Consider the following 15,064-nt stretch of genomic DNA (forward strand, 5'->3'; position numbering starts at 1 on the left):
GGGAGTCGGGACCTCTCAGCGGAGCAGATAGGGCATGTTGACCGTGACGGCTCCGGTGGGACAGCGGGCCGCGCACGGGCCGCAGTACCAGCACTCGTCGACGTGCATGTAGGCCTTGCCGCTGCTCTCGTCGATGGCGAGGGAGTCCAGCGGGCACATGTCGACGCAGAGCGTGCAGCCGTCGATGCACTTCGACTCGTCGATGGTCACGGGCACGTCGGCCCGCTGGGGCACCAAGGGCATGGCTGTCTCCGGGGATGTCCTGAGATTGATGGAGATTCGCTGAGATTTCCGGCGCGGCAGTGAACCGCGGAGGACCTGCCGAACGATGAAGAGGTGAGGGGGGAAGAGACGCGAGCGGGAAGAAGCAGGGAGGCGGTCAGAGGGACCTGTGCAGCAGGCCGCTCATCGTGATGCGGTCGCCGCGGAAGCGGATGAACTCCAGGTCGACGGGGCGGCCGTCGGCGAGATGCGTCAGGCGCTCCAGCATCAGGACGGCCGCGCCGCGTGGGGCTTCGAGCACGGCGGCGGAATGGGCGTCCGCGTTCACCGCCTCCAGCGTGATCTCGGCGTGGCCGAGTCCCTGGCCGGTGATCGACTCCAGGAGCCGGAAGACGTCGGTGTTCTCCAGGTCGGCGCCGAGCAGGGCGGTGCCGATGTCGAGCGGGATGTAGGTGAGGTCGAGGGAGAGGGGGAGGCCGTTGAGACGGCGAAGGCGTTCGATGTAGAGGACATCGGTGCCGGGCGGGACATGGAGGCGTTCGGCGACGGGGTGCGGTGCCGGGGCCGGGCCCATCGTGCGGACCTCGTTGGTGACCGTGCCGTGTTCGCGCAGGGTCTCCGCGAGGCCCATCAGACGGTCGAGGCCGTGGGGGTACTTCTGGGCGACGACCACGGTGCCGACACCGGGGAGGCGTTCGACGAGACCTTCGGCGCGCAGCAGGTCCAGGGCTTGGCGGACCGTGTTGCGGGAGGCGCGGTAGTCGGTGGCGAGGGTCGTCTCGTGCGGGAGCGTGCCGTCCTCGAAGCCGCCGGAGAGGAGCTGGTGGCGCAGGAGATCGGCGAGCTGCCGCGCCTGGTCCGCGCGCAGCCGACGCCGTGCGCGGTGGGCGGCGACGGTGGTCGCGCCCTGGCCGGCGTGGTCCCGGATGCGGTCGGAAGAAGGCATGGCCGGAACCATACCGAGGGGGTAGGGAAAGGAGTGTTGCGGGAGTGTTGCGCCACGGGCCGGACTGCCGATTCAGGCGTTCACCTGCGGTTTTCTGGTGGTGAGGGAGAGATCTGCCACCCCTGGACGCCGGGACCATCGTCCGCGGCGAGGTGCGCCGCCGCTCAGGCCAGCGCGGTCAGTCCCGGCCCGAAAGCGATCAGCAGCGGCACCAGGGGCACCAGCCCCGCCACCGTGGCCGTGACCGCTCGATGCCGGCGGCCCAGCCGGGGGCGCGGCTCCAGCAGTCGGTCCACGCGCTCGCCCAGGAGCCGGTGGCTGGAGGCGCAGGACAGCACGCCCCGGTGCTGGTTGAGCTCGATCAGGGCCAGTGCGGTCGTCAGATGGCCGCAGCGGCGGGAGGCCGTGTCGTCCGCGGCGAGTTCCACCAGGCGGTGGGTCTGCTCGCAGAAGTGGGCGAAGAGCGGCACCCGGGGGAAGCCGGTCGCCAGGGCCGTCGACAGGTGCAGCAGCCAGTCGTGGTGGGCGCGGGCGTGGTCGCGCTCATGGGTGAGGACGGCGTCCAGCTGTACGTCGGTGAGGCGGTGCAGCGCCCCGGTCGTCACCACCAGCTGCGGCGGGCTGCCCGGCATCCACCAGGCGTCGGGGTACTCGTCCTCCAGCACCAGCAGCGGGCCTCGCGCGGCTTTCTCCAGTCCGCCGGGGAGTTCGGGAGCACGCTCGCGCAGGTGCGCCCTCGTCCGGCCGCGACGCCGGCGGGCCTCGACCAGCTCGCGGGCCAGCATCGCCGTCGTCCAGGCGGCGCCGCAGGCCAGCAGCAGGGTGAGGACGGTGGCCCAGACCGGCGCGGCGGACAGGTCGTACGCGGCGGTCACGGCCGGGGGCGCCGGGGCGAAGACATGGTCGCGGACCGTGTGGAAGACGGCGGCCGCGCCGAGGACCAGGGCGGTCAGGTTGCACATCAGCACCGTGGCGACCAGACACTGCCACACCCACAGCGCGACCACGGGCTCCCGCTCGGGCCAGTCGGCCCGGGTCAGCGCGCGCGGCACCGGAACGGCGGCCGTCAGGGCGACGGCGCTCAGCAGGAGCAGGCAGACAGTCATGCCACGGGCTCCGGATCCTGGTCGGCGTAAGGGGCGGCGAGGGGGCGTGCGACGGGGGTGCGGGTCGTGCGGGGCGTACCGGGTCGTGCTGGGTGTTCGGGTCGAGCTGCGTACGGGGTGGTGCTGGGTGTTCGGGTCGAGCTGGGTACGGGGTGGTGCTGGGGTGTACGGGGTCGTGCCGGGTCCTGCGCACACCGTCCGTCGCCGTCAGTATGACGGCGACGGACGGCTCATGGCAGACCTTCGACGGCACCCTGCCCGTCACCTCAACTCACCCTCGACCGCCTCGGTTCCCCATGACGCCATCTATCCCTGGGCCTGCCCCGAGGCCCGTCCCACGACCCGCCCCACCACCTCGCCCAGCCCGACCCGCACCCCGTCCGGGCCCGGGGCCCACGCCGACAGGGTCACCACGTCGCCGTCCTCCAGGAAGGTCCGCTTGCCGTCGGGGAGTTCGAGGGCGTCCCGGCCGTTCCAGGTCAGCTCCAGCAGCGAGCCGCGCTCTCCTTCCGCGGGGCCGCTCACCGTGCCGGAGCCGTAGAGGTCGCCGGTGCGCAGGGACGCCCCGTTGACCGTCATGTGGGCCAACTGCTGGGCGGCCGTCCAGTACATGGAGGAGAAGGGAGGTTCGGAGACGACGTGGCCGTTCACGGCGACGGAGATACGGAGGTCGTACCCGCCGGGCTCGGCGTCGGCGCCGGTGTCGTCGAGGTACGGAAGCAGCTCGTGCGTCCGCTCGGGCGGGGCCACCCGGGCCTCCTCCAGCGCGTCGAGCGGGGTGATCCAGGCCGACACGGACGTGGCGAAGGACTTGCCGAGGAAGGGGCCGAGGGGGACGTACTCCCAGGCCTGGATGTCGCGCGCCGACCAGTCGTTGAGCAGGCAGAGGCCGAAGACGTGGTCCCGGAAGTCGGCCAGGGCCACGGGGGAGCCCATGGGGGACGGCGTGCCCACCACGAAGCCGACCTCCGCCTCGATGTCCAGGCGCACCGAGGGCCCGAAGACCGGCGCCGGGTCGGTGGGGGCCTTGCGCTGCCCGGAGGGGCGTACGACGTCGGTGCCGGAGACCACGACCGTGCCCGAGCGGCCGTGGTAGCCGATGGGGAGGTGCTTCCAGTTGGGGGTGAGGGAGTCCGCGGCGTCGGGGCGGAAGATCCGGCCGACGTTCCGGGCGTGGTTCTCGGAGGCGTAGAAGTCGACATAGTCGGCGACCTCGAAGGGAAGGTGCAGGGTCACGGACGACAGGGGGTGCAGGAACTCCGCGACGGCGGACTGATGGGCGGGCACCGTCACCCACGCCGTCAGCGCGCGCCGGACGTCCGACCAGGTGGTGCGGCCGGCCGCGAGCAGCGGGTTCAGGGAGGGCCGGGCGAGGAGGGAGGCGTAGGGCGAGCCGAGCGCCAGGGCGGCCGCGCCCGCGTCGAGGACGTGGTCGCCGAGGCGGACACCGACGGTCCGGTCGGTGGAGCCGGGTGCGGAGAAGACGCCGTAGGGGAGGTTGTGCGGGCCGAAGGGGTCGCCCTCGGGCAGATCGAACGGGGGCATGGGGTGCTGCCTCGCTCTCCATCGCTTCGTAGGTCGGAACACTGCGTGACGCATGTGGTCGCGCCACACGTTACGGCCGAGTTGCCTGTCTCGGCAGTGCCTAAAGAGTTAGCAATGTCCTGATAAGCATCGGTCGGAGGCGGCAATTCCGGCTTAGCTTCCTTTGGGGACAACGGGCGGGGTGGGGCCGTTCCGTGGACGGGACACGTGGGGGGACCCGTGGCCAGGAGTGCAGACGTGCGTGTGCCGTTCGAGCCCGACAGAGAGGTACCGGGCTTGATCGTGAAGTTCGGCGACTATCCGCTGCACCACGGCGGGGTCGGCGCGATCCGCAGCCTGGGCCGTCTCGGCGTCCCGATGTATGCGATCACGGAGGACCGTTACACGCCCGCCGCGACATCCCGTTACCTCGAGCGGGCGTTCGTCTGGCCGACGACGGGGACGGAGGAGCCGGAGCGGCTCGTCGCGGGCCTGCTCAGGATCGGCCGCAGGATCGGACGGCCCGCCGTCCTGGTGCCGACCGACGAGGAGGCCGCAGTGCTGATCGCCGAGCACCGCGTCGAACTCGGCGCCCGCTTCCTCGTGCCGCCCGTCGAGCGCGGCCTGCCCCGCCGGCTGGCCAGCAAGCAGGGGCTGCACGAACTCTGCGTGGAACACGGCATACCCAGCCCGACGGCCGCCTTCCCGCAGTCCTACGACGACGTCGTCGCGTTCGCCGACAAGGCCCGCTTCCCGGTGGTGGCCAAGAACCGTGAGGCGTTCGTACGGCGCACCCGGCCGGCCGTGAACGGCACGACCCGGATCGGCACCCGGGAGGGGCTGCTCGCCCTCGCCCGTGACTGGGGCGAGCAGCCCGCCGTGATCCTCCAGGAGTACCTGCCCCGGGAGGACGCCGAGGACTGGATCGTGCACGCCTACTTCGACGCGGACTCCACCCCGCTCGCGATGTTCACCGGCGTGAAGGTCCGCTCCTGGCCGCCGCACGCCGGAATGACGGCGAACGCGTACGTCGTCGACAATCCGGAACTCGCGGACCTCGCCGCCCGTTTCATCAAACAGATCGGCTTCACCGGAATCATCGACCTGGACCTGCGCTTCGACCGGCGCGACGGACTGTACAAGCTCCTCGACTTCAACCCCCGCATGGGCGCCCAGTTCCGCCTCTTCGAGAACGAGTCGGGGGTGGACGTCGTCCGCGCCATGCACCTGGATCTGACCGGCCGCTCCGTTCCGGAGGGGGAACAGCGGGCCGGGCACCGGTACATCGTGGAGAACATCGACCTGCCCGCCCTCCTCGCCTACCGCCGCAGCGGCTATACGACGCCGCACGCGCCGGGGCGGGCGAGCGGGACCGAGCTGGCCTGGTTCGCGGGTGACGACCCGCTGCCGTTCCTCACGATGCTCGCGCGCTTCGTACGACCGGGCGCGAAGCACCTGTATCAGCTGTGGCGGACCAACCACCGCGGCGCAGCCACCCGTTGACCTGCCGAGCCGAGCCCGACAACAGCACACGCACCACCACGAAGTGACGAAGTGATGTCCTGGGGAGGGACTTCGTGATCCGACCAGTCGCAGTCATCGGCGCCGGGCCCTTCGGGCTGTCGACCGCCGCACATCTCAGGGCCCGCGGCATCCCGGTCCGCGTCTTCGGCGAACCCATGGTGAGCTGGCGCGACCACATGCCCGCCGGCATGCTCCTCAAGTCCACCCCGGTGGCCTCCAGCCTCGACGCCCCGCAGCCGGGCCACGGCCTGGTCGACTACTGCGACGCGGCGGGCATACCGCGGCTGGTGACGGACGAGGACATCATCCCCGTGGAGACCTTCATCGCCTACGGCGAGTGGTTCCAACAGAAGCTGGTGCCCGAGCTGGAGCGGGTGCGGGTCGTGTCCGTGGACCGCGACAAGAGCCAGGGCTTCGAACTGAAGCTGGACTCGGGCGAGTCGTTCGGGGCCCGCGCGGTCGTCGTCGCCACCGGGCTCTCGGGCCTCGCGCATCTGCCCCCGGAGCTGACCGTGCCCGACGGGCCCAGCCCGACCGGCCCCGTCTCCCACAGTTCCCAGCACCACGACCTCAGCCGCTTCTCCGGCCGCGAGCTCATCGTCGTCGGGGCCGGTCAGTCCGCGCTGGAGACGGCGGCCCTCGCCGCCGAGGCCGGCGCCCAGGTCAGGGTCGTGGCGCGCGGCCGGGACAGCGTGGCCTTCGGCGCCCCGCCCTGGAAGCAGCCCCGGCTGCGCCCGGAGTCCCCGTTCGGCCGCGCCTGGTCCCTGTGGGCGCTCAGCTACTACCCCCATCCCTACCGCCGCCTCCCGGCCCAGGCCCGCCACTACCTGGTCCGCCGCGTCCTCGGGCCACTCGGCGCCTGGTGGCTGCGCGACCGCTTCGAGGACAAGGTCCAGGTCAGCGAGGTCCGCCGGGTCCTCAAGGCCGACACCGCGGACGGCCACCCGTCCCTGTCCGTCCTCACCCACACCGGCCACACCGAACGTCTGGCCGCGGACCACGTCATAGCCGCGACCGGCTACCGCGTCGACCTCGCCGCGATGGACTTCCTCGGCCCCGAACTGCGCACCCGGCTCGCGGTGAGCCGCGGCGCCCCCAAGCTCGGCGCCGGATACGTCTCCTCGGTGCCGGGCCTGTACTTCACGGGCCTGCCGTCGGCGTCGTCGTACGGACCGGTGATGCGCTTCGTGTGCGGCACGGAGTTCGCCTCACCGAGGCTGGCGCGGCATCTGGTGGCGGCCCACGGATAGGGCCGGGCGGCGGATCAGATCTCCCCGGACTCCCGCAGCCACGCCATGAACTCCTCGATCAGCTCGGGCGGGTTGGCGTACTCCGTCGCGTGCGCCTCCCAGCCGGGGCACTCCATGTCGAAGACGACGACCGGGAGCGGGCGGCCGAGCGTTTTCTCGATCAGTGCGTCGGCGTGGAGGTGGCGGGCGAGGTCGATGGCGGCGTCGTAGAAGTGCCGGCGGAGGAGGTCGGCGCGGGCGCGGAGGTCGTCGTCGTCCAGAACCCGGTCGAGGTCGAACTCGCCCTCGTACCAGGCGCCGAGACGCTTGACCTCCTCCACGTACACCCGGCTGCCGACCGGGTCCTCGGGGATGTTGCCGAGCATCTCGAAGCCGTCGAGGAGCCAGTAGGCGTAGTTCCAGCGGACCTCGCCCTCGTCACCCGGGTACTTCTCCCGCTCGTACTGGCTCTCGGTGTTGTAGCCGATGGCCACGTACGGGTGGCGGTCGTCGCCGTCGATGCGCCAGATACGGAAGGACAGGGCGTAGATCTCCGGCTTGAGCTCTTCGGGGAAGCGTTCGAGGATGCCGACCGCGGCGGTCCGCAGATGGTTCAGGAAGGTCTCCGGATGATCGGTCACCCCGCGAGCATCTCACCCACGGGCCGACGGAACCGGCGGCAGCCGGTTCCCCTTCAACTCCCAACCGGAGCCGATGTCAACGGATGTGAAAGGTGCGGCCGTCCGGTTCGCGTCGAGTCGGTGGGGGATTCCATCCGTATTCTCTGATCATGGCCGCACCCACCGCATATTCACTCGTCGCCACCGACCTGGACGGGACCCTCCTCCGGGGCGACGACACACTCTCCGACCGGTCGCTCGCCGCACTCGCGCGGGTGACGTCGGCCGGGGCCCGGCATCTGGTGGTGACCGGCCGACCGGCCCCGAGAGTGCGGCCGCTCCTCGACGACCTGGGCAGCACCGGACTCGCGGTGTGCGGTCAGGGCGCGCAGGTCTACGACGCCGGCGCGGACCGTCTGCTGTGGTCGGTCACCCTGGACCGGGAGTTGGCCGAGACCGCGCTCGGCAAGATCGAGGCCGAGGTGGGGCAGGTGTACGCGGCCGTGGACCAGGACGGGGTCGACGGGCTCACGCTCATCGAGCCGGGGTATCTGATGCCGCACCCGACCCTGCCCGCCGTGCGGGTGGGCCGCCGCGACGACCTGTGGTGCGAGCCGATCAGCAAGGTGCTGCTGCGCCACCCGGCCCTGTCCGACGACGAGTTGGCGGCGACCGCGCGCGGAGTCGTCGGTTCCCTCGCGACGGTGACGATGTCGGGCCCCGGCACGGTCGAACTCCAGCCATGCGGCATCACCAAGGCGACAGGCCTCGCACTGGCCGCCGATCACCTCGGGCTGGGCCCGCGGGACACCCTCGCCTTCGGCGACATGCCCAACGACATCCCGATGTTCGACTGGGCGGCCCACGGCGTCGCGATGGCCAACGCCCACCCCGAACTCAAGGCCGTGGCCGACGAGGTGACCTTGTCGAACGAGGACGACGGCATCGCCGTCGTCCTCGAAAGACTTTTCAACTAGCCCCCGGCGAAAGGCTGTTCAACCAGACCTCCGTGAAAGGCTTTTCAAGCAGCCGTCGGCGGGGGACCGTGCAACCAGCCCTCGGCAGACCTCAGTAGGCGCCGTACACGTTGTCGATCGAGCCGTACACCGCGGCCGCGTAGTTGCAGGCCGCGGTGATGTTCGCGACCGGGTCGTAGGAGTCCCACGACGTGCCGGCCACGTGGTACGCGTTGAACGTCGGGTCGATCACCTGGAGCAGGCCCTTGGAGGGCGTGCCGGCGGCGGCGTTGGAGTCCCAGTTGTTGATGGCGTACGGGTTGCCCGAGGACTCGCGGATGACGTTGCGGTAGATGCCGTCGTACGTGCCGGGAATGCCGTTCTGCGCCATGACCTGGAGCGAGGCGCGGATCCAGCCGTCGAGGGTGTTGGAGTAGCCGAGCGAGGTGGCGGTGACCGTGGTCGTGGTGGCCGCGGACGCGGTGGTCGCGCCGACGACGGGGAAGGCGAGTGCGGCGACGGCGGCACCGGTGACGGCGAGCTTGCGGGACAGGCGCATGACGAATTCCTCTCCGGCGCCTGCGAGGTGAGCTGTCGGGTTCGGGCGGGAGCTGCCCGGCCATGCCGAAGAAGGCATGACTTCACCCCGAGCCGTACCGGTATGTCCGAAGACGTCCGGCCCGGCGACTTACCTGGGTCCCCCGCTCCTGCCGTGAAGTTCTCTGAGTGAGGTGAGCGGTCTACGGGTGGCGGCAGGATTCGGCGTCCACCCGGGCCCGGAACGTATGCGACTGCACATGTCCGAAACAAGTACCGGATTCACAGATCGCACCTGTTGACCTTGGTGTCCGGCTTGTGTGCCCCGGAATTCCGGGGTTTTCGGGCAAGGTGAGGACAGGGTGAAGTGAGCCAACTCACCGTCGGGAACGAGAGTGGCAAATCGGGCAATCAACCCTCAACTGGCAGTTAACCGGCGGTCCGTGGAATCCGCTTCTCCCAGGTCCGGTGGAAGACCACCTCGCCGCCCTCGGTGCAGATCACCTCGTTGGAGGTGAGGAACTCGGCCGCCTCACAGGTGATCTCCGAGCGGGTGCGGACGGTGGTGTCCCAGCCCAGCTCCGGCCGGTGCAGCCGGATCGACCAGTCCGAGCGGGCGCGGGCCGACAGCGGGTCCGCCTCCTGGATCGTGTACGTCTCCAGCGCGTCCTCGGTGAACTCCAGGCCGTCGGGGTAGAAGCGGGTGCCGCCGTAGCGCGGGTCGACCTCCAGCCGCCACTCGCCCTTGGCGACGTCCCGCACGACCAGCCGCTCGGGGCGGGGCTCGTCGAGGGTGGCCGGGACGTTCACGCCCAGCGGCTCGGCCTGCTCGGGCTCGGCGAAGCCGATGCCGGTGTCCGTGCCCGTGCCGATGCCGGTGTCCGTGCCGATGCCCGTGCCAGTGCCAGTGCCAGTGCCGGTATCGGTGTCCGGGTCCACGTCACGTGCCCTGACCGGCAGTTCGAGGAAGCTGCCCGCCGGGTCCAGCGTGAAGCCGGCCTCGGACTCGGGCTGCGGCCAGATCCACGGCCAGTACGCGGAGGAGACCGCGAGCCGGATACGGTGCCCGGGCGGGAAGGCGTGCCCGATGCCGTTCAGCTCGAAGGCGACCTCCCCGGTCGCCCCCGGCTCCCACGGCACCGCCCGGTCCCGCCCGTGCCGTGCCGACAGGTTCAGCACGCCCCGGGTGACCAGCGTCGACGCCCCGTCCGGCGCCACATCGCAGAGCCGTGCGATCACCTGTCCGCGCGGCACCTCGCAGGTCACCCGCAACCGCACCCGGGGCCGCCCCAGCACCCACGTCTCCTCACCCACCGCGAACTCGAAGCAGGCCGACCGGGCGTCCTCCTCCCGCTGGTCCGGCGGCAGATCGGCGTCGTTCCCGAACGGGAAGAACCGCCCGGCGTCCACACCCGTGTGCTGCGGGGAGCGGACGAGGACGGGGGCGCCCTGGAGACCGTACGAGATGGTGGTGACGTGGGGGGAGGGCCAGGCCGGCTCGCCGACCCAGCGGCCCGGGAGCGTGTCGTAGACCGTGGCGGGGCGGTGGGAGTCGCTGACCCAGGACCGCAGCAGCGGTTCCCGCATGACGCCGGTGTCGACGGCCTTGAGGTGCTGGTCCCACCAGCGCAGGGTCTCCTGGAGGAAGCCGATCGCCGGGCCCGGCGGCAGCCCGCGGTCGGGGTACTGGTGGGACCAGGGGCCGATCAGCCCGCGGACCCGGTCCGGCGGCAGGTGCTCGACCAGCCTGAGCACCGTGTCGCGGTACGGGTCGTGCCAGCCGCCCACCGCCAGGACCGCCGCGTCGATCGCGCCGTAGTCCTCGCAGACGCTGCCGTGCCGCCAGTAGGCGTCCCTGGTCTGGTGGTCCAGCCATGTGTGGATGAACGGGTCGACGTGCTCCAGGCGCTTGAGCCACATGTCCCGCCAGGCCAGGCCGGCGTACTGCGGGTCCGGCGGTCGGGAGACGAAGGCCAGCATGGTGGCCGCCCAGGCGTGCATGTCGACGGCGAGGACGGAACCTCCCATGTAGTGCACGTCGTTGTCATAGCGGTCGTCCGTGGAGCAGACCGTGACGACCGCCTTGAGCGGCTCGGGTGCGAGGGCCGCGATCTGGAGGGAGTTGAAGCCGCCCCAGGAGATCCCGAACATGCCGATCTTGCCGTCGCACCAGGGCTGCGCAGCCAGCCAGTTGACCACCTCGACCCCGTCGGCCAGCTCCGTCGCCGAGTACTCGTCCGTCGGCAGACCGCCGCTGTTGCCGTGCCCGCGGACGTCGACGCGCACGGAGGCGTAGCCGTGGCCCGCGTACCAGGGATGGCGCTGGAAGTCGCGGGGCGCGGTCCAGTCGGTCAGACGGTAGGGCAGGTATTCGAGCAGAGCGGGTACCGGTTCCTGGGTGAGCGGTCGCCACACGCGCGCGTACAACTGCGTTCCGTCCGCAAGCGGGATACGCAGGTCCTCGTGGGCCGTCTCGTAGGGGAAGGACGTACGGATGTGCAGGCTCATCGCTGTGACCTCAGTGGACGGGGTGCATGGTGCGGCGCAGCCAGGGCGCCGCGGCCATCACCGCGAGGCCCGCGGCCACCGCGATCGCGCCGTTGACGCCGAAGTAGGCCGGGTGGGAGACGTCGTCGTAGAGCTTCACCGTCTGCGCCTGGATGCCGTTGGCGAGGGCGAGGGAGAGGAACCAGAGGGACATGGTCTGGCTGGAGAAGGCGGCCGGGGCGAGCTTGGTGGTGGCCGACATGCCCGAGGTCTCCAGGAGCACGTCTCCGAGCCCCAGGAGCAGGTACGACCCGACGATCCACCAGGCGGACATGAGGTAGTCGTCGGAGGAGTGCCCGGCGGTCGGCAGGACCATCAGCAGGAACGACAGACCGCCCAGCACCACCCCGATGGCGATCTTGTTGGAGGCGTGCGGCTGACTGCGTCCCATCCGCACCCACAGGGCGGCCACGAAGGGCGCGAGCCCGACCTCGAAGGCACCGAGCGCGGAGGCGTACCAGCTGGCCGGGAAGTCGAAGCCGAGGATCGTGGTCTCGGCGTTCGTGGAGGCCAGCAGCATCATCGTGCTGTAGGCCTGGAAGAGGATGAAGTTGAAGACGGTCGAGGCCAGGAAGAGGACGATGTACGGCTTCAGCCGGCCGCGTTCCTCTGCGGTGACCCGGGGGCTGCGGAACATCACCGCGAAGTAGACGACCGGCGCGATCACCGAGATCAGCGTGAGCAGGTCGACGAACCGGTCCATGGTGAGCCAGCCCGCGAGGGCGAGCGCGGTGGCGAGCACACCCCCCACGACGACGCCTACGACGATCAGCCGCACCGCGCGCCGCATCGTCTCCGGCGCGAGCGCGAACTCCGCGGCGTGCCTGCGCCCGGCCAGGTGACGGCGCCCGGCGACGTACTGGACCAGGCCGAAGGTCATGCCGATCGCGGCGGCCGAGAAACCCCAGTGCCAGCCCTTGTGGTCGCCGAGCCAGCCGGTGATCAGCGGGCCCGCGAAGGCGCCGATGTTGATCGCCATGTAGTAGAGCGCGAACCCGGCGTCGCGCCGCTCGTCGTCGGTCCGGTAGAGCTTGCCGACCATGGTGGCCACATTGGGCTTGAGCAGGCCTGTTCCCGCACTGATGAGGCCCAGTCCCACCCAGGTCATGGTCGCGGTCGGCACCGCCATGGAGTAGTGCCCGCAGGCGATCAGGATCCCGCCCCACAGCACCGCGCGGTACGAGCCGAGCATGCGGTCGGCGAGCCAGCCGCCGGCGACGGAGACCAGGTAGACGAGGGTGCCGTAGGCCGCGGAGACGGAGGCGGCGGTTCCGGCCGCCATGCCCATGCCCCCGTGCGCCACCGAGTCGGCGAAGTACAGGACGAGGATGGCCTGCATGCCCAGGAACGAGAACCGCTCCCAGACCTCCAGGCCGGAGAGGGTGAGCAGACCCTTCGGCTGGCCGAAGAAGGCGGTGTCGTCCTCGGCGGGCGGCTGGTTTCCTGGGTCGACATCGACAGTGGTTCGCGACACGCTCCACCGCTTCCGGGTAAGTCGATGGATATCCGTACTTTTCAGGTGATCAGAAACATACCGGCCGTGATCCGATACCGCCCCCGCTGTACTGGTGGGGGGCGACGGTGATCGAAAGGTGACCGGATACGCTGACTTGAGTGAAGGCAGCGACCTATCGACATACCGCGTAATCGCCAGAAGACACCAGCAGACAGGAGACCCCTCGTGACCGTCGTCGGGCCGTTCGGGCTGAGCGTGCGGGACCAGGCTCTCGAAGCCGATGTCCAGGCCGGATTGGCTGCTGTCGAGGAGGGTTTGCTCGAAGCCACCAAGAGCGAGGTCCCCTTCATCACGGAGGCCGCACAGCATCTGGTCCGCGCGGGCGGCAAGCGCTTCCGGCCGCTTCTCGTGATGCTCACTGCCCAGTTCGGTGACCCCTACGCCCCCGGAGTGGTGCCCTCGGCGGTGGTCGTCGAGCTGACCCATCTGGCGACGCTCTACCACGACGACGTCATGGACGAGGCGGCCGTCCGGCGGGGCGTGGACAGCGCGAACACCCGCTGGGGCAACTCCGTCGCCGTCCTCACCGGAGACTTCCTCTTCGCCCGCGCCTCGCAGATCCTCGCCGACCTCGGGCCCGAGGCGGTCCGTATCCAGGCCGAGGCGTTCGAGCGGTTGGTGACCGGGCAGATCCTGGAGACCGCCGGGCCGGTGGACGGCCGCGACCCCGTCGAGCACTACCTCGACGTCCTCGCCGGCAAGACCGGCTCGCTGATCGCCGTCTCCTGCCGGTTCGGCTCGATGATGGCGGGCGCCGACGAGTCGGTGGTGGACGTGCTCACCCAGTACGGGGAGCGGCTGGGCGTCGCCTTCCAGCTCGCGGACGACGTCCTCGACATCGCCTCCGAGGGCCACGAGTCGGGCAAGACGCCCGGCACGGACCTGCGTGAGGGCATCCCCACGATGCCGGTGCTGCGCCTGCGGGAGCGCGCCGCGCGGCTGGGGCTGGCCGAGGACGCGGCGCTGTGCGAGCTGCTGGACTCCGACCTCGCGGACGACGAGCGGCTCGCGGAGGCGTTGGCCGCGTTGCGGGCGCATCCCGCGTTGGAGCAGGCGCGGCGGGACACGGTCCGCTTCGCGGAGGAGGCGCGGGCTGCGCTTGCTCCGTTGCCGGAGTGTGATGCGAAGGCTGCGCTGACGGAGCTTTGTGACGCCGTGGTGCATCGGGCGGGGTAGGTTCTGCCGCTTGGTGTTCGTTGGCGGGTGTGACGCCACTCACATAGCTGGACTGAGTCCAAGCTGAGATCCGTTCCGTATGTCTCCATGGAAGCCGGCGCAGGGGGTGCCGGCTCTTCGAAACGGGGAGACAAGTTCATGCGCAAGACGCTGATCGTCAGTGCCGTTGCCCTGGCCGTTGCCGCTGTTCCCGGCTCGGCCCTCGCCACCGGCGGGGGCGGCACCACCGAAACCGCCACCGTCCTCGCCACCAGCCTGCGCGGTGCCAACGAGGTGCCCGCCGGGGACGCGGACGGGGCCGCGCTCGAGTTCGTCAAGGTGCAAGGCGACCAGGTCTCCGTCGCCGTGAAGTGGCGGGGGCTCGACCGGCCCACCGCCCTGCACATCCACCAGGGCGCCAAGGGGACCAACGGTGGCGTCAAGGTCGACTTCACGAAGGTGCTCGGCAAGGCCAAGCGGCACAGCGTCACCGGCACGGTGACGGTGAAGGACGCGGCGCTGCTCGACGCGCTGAAGTCCGACCCGGGGTCGTTCTACGCCAACCTGCACACCAAGCAGTTCCCCGCCGGTGCCGTCCGCGGCCAGCTCCACAAGGTCACCGTCGCCGGGTTCGACTTCCGCGGCGCGCTGAAGAACTTCCAGGCGTCCGTGGTGAAGGGCGAGCAGATCTACGAGTGCAAGGCGGCCACGGGCGGCGGCTGGGCGTTCGCCCAACGGGACGTCAGCGCCGTGCTCGGCGGCCGTATCGCGCACTCGTTCGTGGCCCCCAACTCCGGCACGCCGCAGTGGGTCGCGCCCGACCGCAGCGCGGTCACCGGTGCCGTCCTGTCCCGGACCCCGAACGGCGACGGCAACATCGCCGAGCTGGACCTGAAGGCCACTCAGTCCGGCAGGCACCACGGCCTGCTGGCCCGTACGACCGAGATCCTGCGCCTCAACACCGTCGGCGGTGTCGCCCCGGCCGGCTCCTGCACACCGGGGGAGATCGTCGGGGTGCCGTACCACGCGGACTACGTGTTCCTGCGCGACTGACGCGTCCGACCGGAGCGGCGTCCTCCGTACGACCCCTACGGGTCGGGGGAGGCGCCGCCTCCGTGTGTCATACCCCAGGTGTACGCGGAGTTGAGCCCGCGGGCTGACGCCCGGACCCCGCCGATTTGG

At 70.7% G+C, this 15,064-nt stretch carries 13 protein-coding genes and 1 riboswitch; of the genes, 5 read left to right on the forward strand and 8 right to left on the reverse strand.

Going from position 1 to position 15,064, the window contains the following annotated elements:
- Positions 1-15: 15 nt before the first annotated feature.
- The 4 genes from ACFUO4_RS19375 to fahA all read right to left on the reverse strand — a co-directional run bounded on the left by ACFUO4_RS19375 (position 16) and on the right by fahA (position 3,819).
- Entirely contained in the window at positions 16-243 is a 228-nt protein-coding gene (locus ACFUO4_RS19375; RefSeq protein WP_009338563.1) for a ferredoxin family protein, read from the reverse strand.
- A gap of 136 nt (positions 244-379) precedes the next feature.
- On the reverse strand, positions 380-1,168 hold the full coding sequence (locus tag ACFUO4_RS19380) for a GntR family transcriptional regulator (protein ID WP_383486229.1): 789 nt from the start codon (positions 1,166-1,168) through the stop codon (positions 380-382).
- A 164-nt stretch (positions 1,169-1,332) separates the two neighbouring features.
- Entirely contained in the window at positions 1,333-2,274 is a 942-nt protein-coding gene (locus tag ACFUO4_RS19385; RefSeq protein ID WP_383486232.1) for a M56 family metallopeptidase, read from the reverse strand.
- Between the two features lie 306 nt (positions 2,275-2,580).
- Positions 2,581-3,819 (reverse strand): fumarylacetoacetase, encoded by a 1,239-nt coding sequence (gene fahA, locus ACFUO4_RS19390; protein ID WP_383486235.1) that lies wholly within the window; start codon positions 3,817-3,819, stop codon positions 2,581-2,583.
- 243 nt (positions 3,820-4,062) lie between these two features.
- On the opposite strand from fahA, the gene ACFUO4_RS19395 reads away from it, so the two are divergent.
- Both ACFUO4_RS19395 and ACFUO4_RS19400 read left to right on the forward strand, forming a co-directional pair.
- Positions 4,063-5,301 (forward strand): ATP-grasp domain-containing protein, encoded by a 1,239-nt coding sequence (locus tag ACFUO4_RS19395; protein WP_383487850.1) that lies wholly within the window; start codon positions 4,063-4,065, stop codon positions 5,299-5,301.
- Between the two features lie 74 nt (positions 5,302-5,375).
- Entirely contained in the window at positions 5,376-6,572 is a 1,197-nt protein-coding gene (locus tag ACFUO4_RS19400) for an FAD-dependent oxidoreductase (protein ID WP_383486238.1), read from the forward strand.
- A gap of 14 nt (positions 6,573-6,586) precedes the next feature.
- On the opposite strand, the gene ACFUO4_RS19405 is transcribed toward ACFUO4_RS19400, so the two are convergent.
- Positions 6,587-7,192 (reverse strand): hypothetical protein, encoded by a 606-nt coding sequence (locus tag ACFUO4_RS19405; protein WP_383486241.1) that lies wholly within the window; start codon positions 7,190-7,192, stop codon positions 6,587-6,589.
- Positions 7,193-7,341: 149 nt separating this feature from the next.
- On the opposite strand from ACFUO4_RS19405, the gene ACFUO4_RS19410 reads away from it, so the two are divergent.
- Entirely contained in the window at positions 7,342-8,148 is an 807-nt protein-coding gene (locus tag ACFUO4_RS19410; RefSeq protein WP_079311724.1) for an HAD family hydrolase, read from the forward strand.
- Positions 8,149-8,239: 91 nt separating this feature from the next.
- Here the strand turns inward: ACFUO4_RS19410 and ACFUO4_RS19415 are convergent, their stop codons facing one another.
- The 3 genes from ACFUO4_RS19415 to ACFUO4_RS19425 all read right to left on the reverse strand — a co-directional run bounded on the left by ACFUO4_RS19415 (position 8,240) and on the right by ACFUO4_RS19425 (position 12,685).
- Complete coding sequence (locus tag ACFUO4_RS19415; protein WP_383486245.1) at positions 8,240-8,686, reverse strand: transglycosylase SLT domain-containing protein; 447 nt, start codon at positions 8,684-8,686, stop codon at positions 8,240-8,242.
- A 4-nt stretch (positions 8,687-8,690) separates the two neighbouring features.
- Positions 8,691-8,875, reverse strand: a riboswitch (cyclic di-AMP (ydaO/yuaA leader).
- A 218-nt stretch (positions 8,876-9,093) separates the two neighbouring features.
- The gene (locus ACFUO4_RS19420; RefSeq protein WP_383487853.1) at positions 9,094-11,166 is read right to left on the reverse strand and encodes a CocE/NonD family hydrolase; all 2,073 of its coding nucleotides are present in this window, start codon (positions 11,164-11,166) and stop codon (positions 9,094-9,096) included.
- 16 nt (positions 11,167-11,182) lie between these two features.
- The gene (locus tag ACFUO4_RS19425; protein ID WP_383486247.1) at positions 11,183-12,685 is read right to left on the reverse strand and encodes a peptide MFS transporter; all 1,503 of its coding nucleotides are present in this window, start codon (positions 12,683-12,685) and stop codon (positions 11,183-11,185) included.
- 207 nt (positions 12,686-12,892) lie between these two features.
- On the opposite strand from ACFUO4_RS19425, the gene ACFUO4_RS19430 reads away from it, so the two are divergent.
- Together ACFUO4_RS19430 and ACFUO4_RS19435 are read left to right on the forward strand one after the other, a co-directional pair.
- Positions 12,893-13,903, forward strand: a complete 1,011-nt coding sequence (locus ACFUO4_RS19430) for a polyprenyl synthetase family protein (protein ID WP_079311721.1) — start codon at positions 12,893-12,895, stop codon at positions 13,901-13,903.
- A gap of 138 nt (positions 13,904-14,041) precedes the next feature.
- Positions 14,042-14,935, forward strand: a complete 894-nt coding sequence (locus ACFUO4_RS19435) for a CHRD domain-containing protein (protein ID WP_383486250.1) — start codon at positions 14,042-14,044, stop codon at positions 14,933-14,935.
- Positions 14,936-15,064: the final 129 nt, after the last annotated feature.

Source organism: Streptomyces sp. NPDC057280 (assembly GCF_042668605.1).
Lineage (GTDB): Bacteria > Actinomycetota > Actinomycetes > Streptomycetales > Streptomycetaceae > Streptomyces.

Bases quoted from the DNA above. Each gene is read 5' to 3' on its own strand.
- ACFUO4_RS19435 (WP_383486250.1), top strand. From the start codon at position 14,042: ATGCGCAAGACGCTGATCGTCAGTGCCGTTGCCCTGGCCGTTGCCGCT.
- ACFUO4_RS19385 (WP_383486232.1), bottom strand. From the start codon at position 2,274: ATGACTGTCTGCCTGCTCCTGCTGAGCGCCGTCGCCCTGACGGCCGCC.
- fahA (WP_383486235.1), bottom strand. From the start codon at position 3,819: ATGCCCCCGTTCGATCTGCCCGAGGGCGACCCCTTCGGCCCGCACAAC.
- ACFUO4_RS19415 (WP_383486245.1), bottom strand. From the start codon at position 8,686: ATGCGCCTGTCCCGCAAGCTCGCCGTCACCGGTGCCGCCGTCGCCGCA.
- ACFUO4_RS19380 (WP_383486229.1), bottom strand. From the start codon at position 1,168: ATGCCTTCTTCCGACCGCATCCGGGACCACGCCGGCCAGGGCGCGACC.
- ACFUO4_RS19410 (WP_079311724.1), top strand. From the start codon at position 7,342: ATGGCCGCACCCACCGCATATTCACTCGTCGCCACCGACCTGGACGGG.
- ACFUO4_RS19375 (WP_009338563.1), bottom strand. From the start codon at position 243: ATGCCCTTGGTGCCCCAGCGGGCCGACGTGCCCGTGACCATCGACGAG.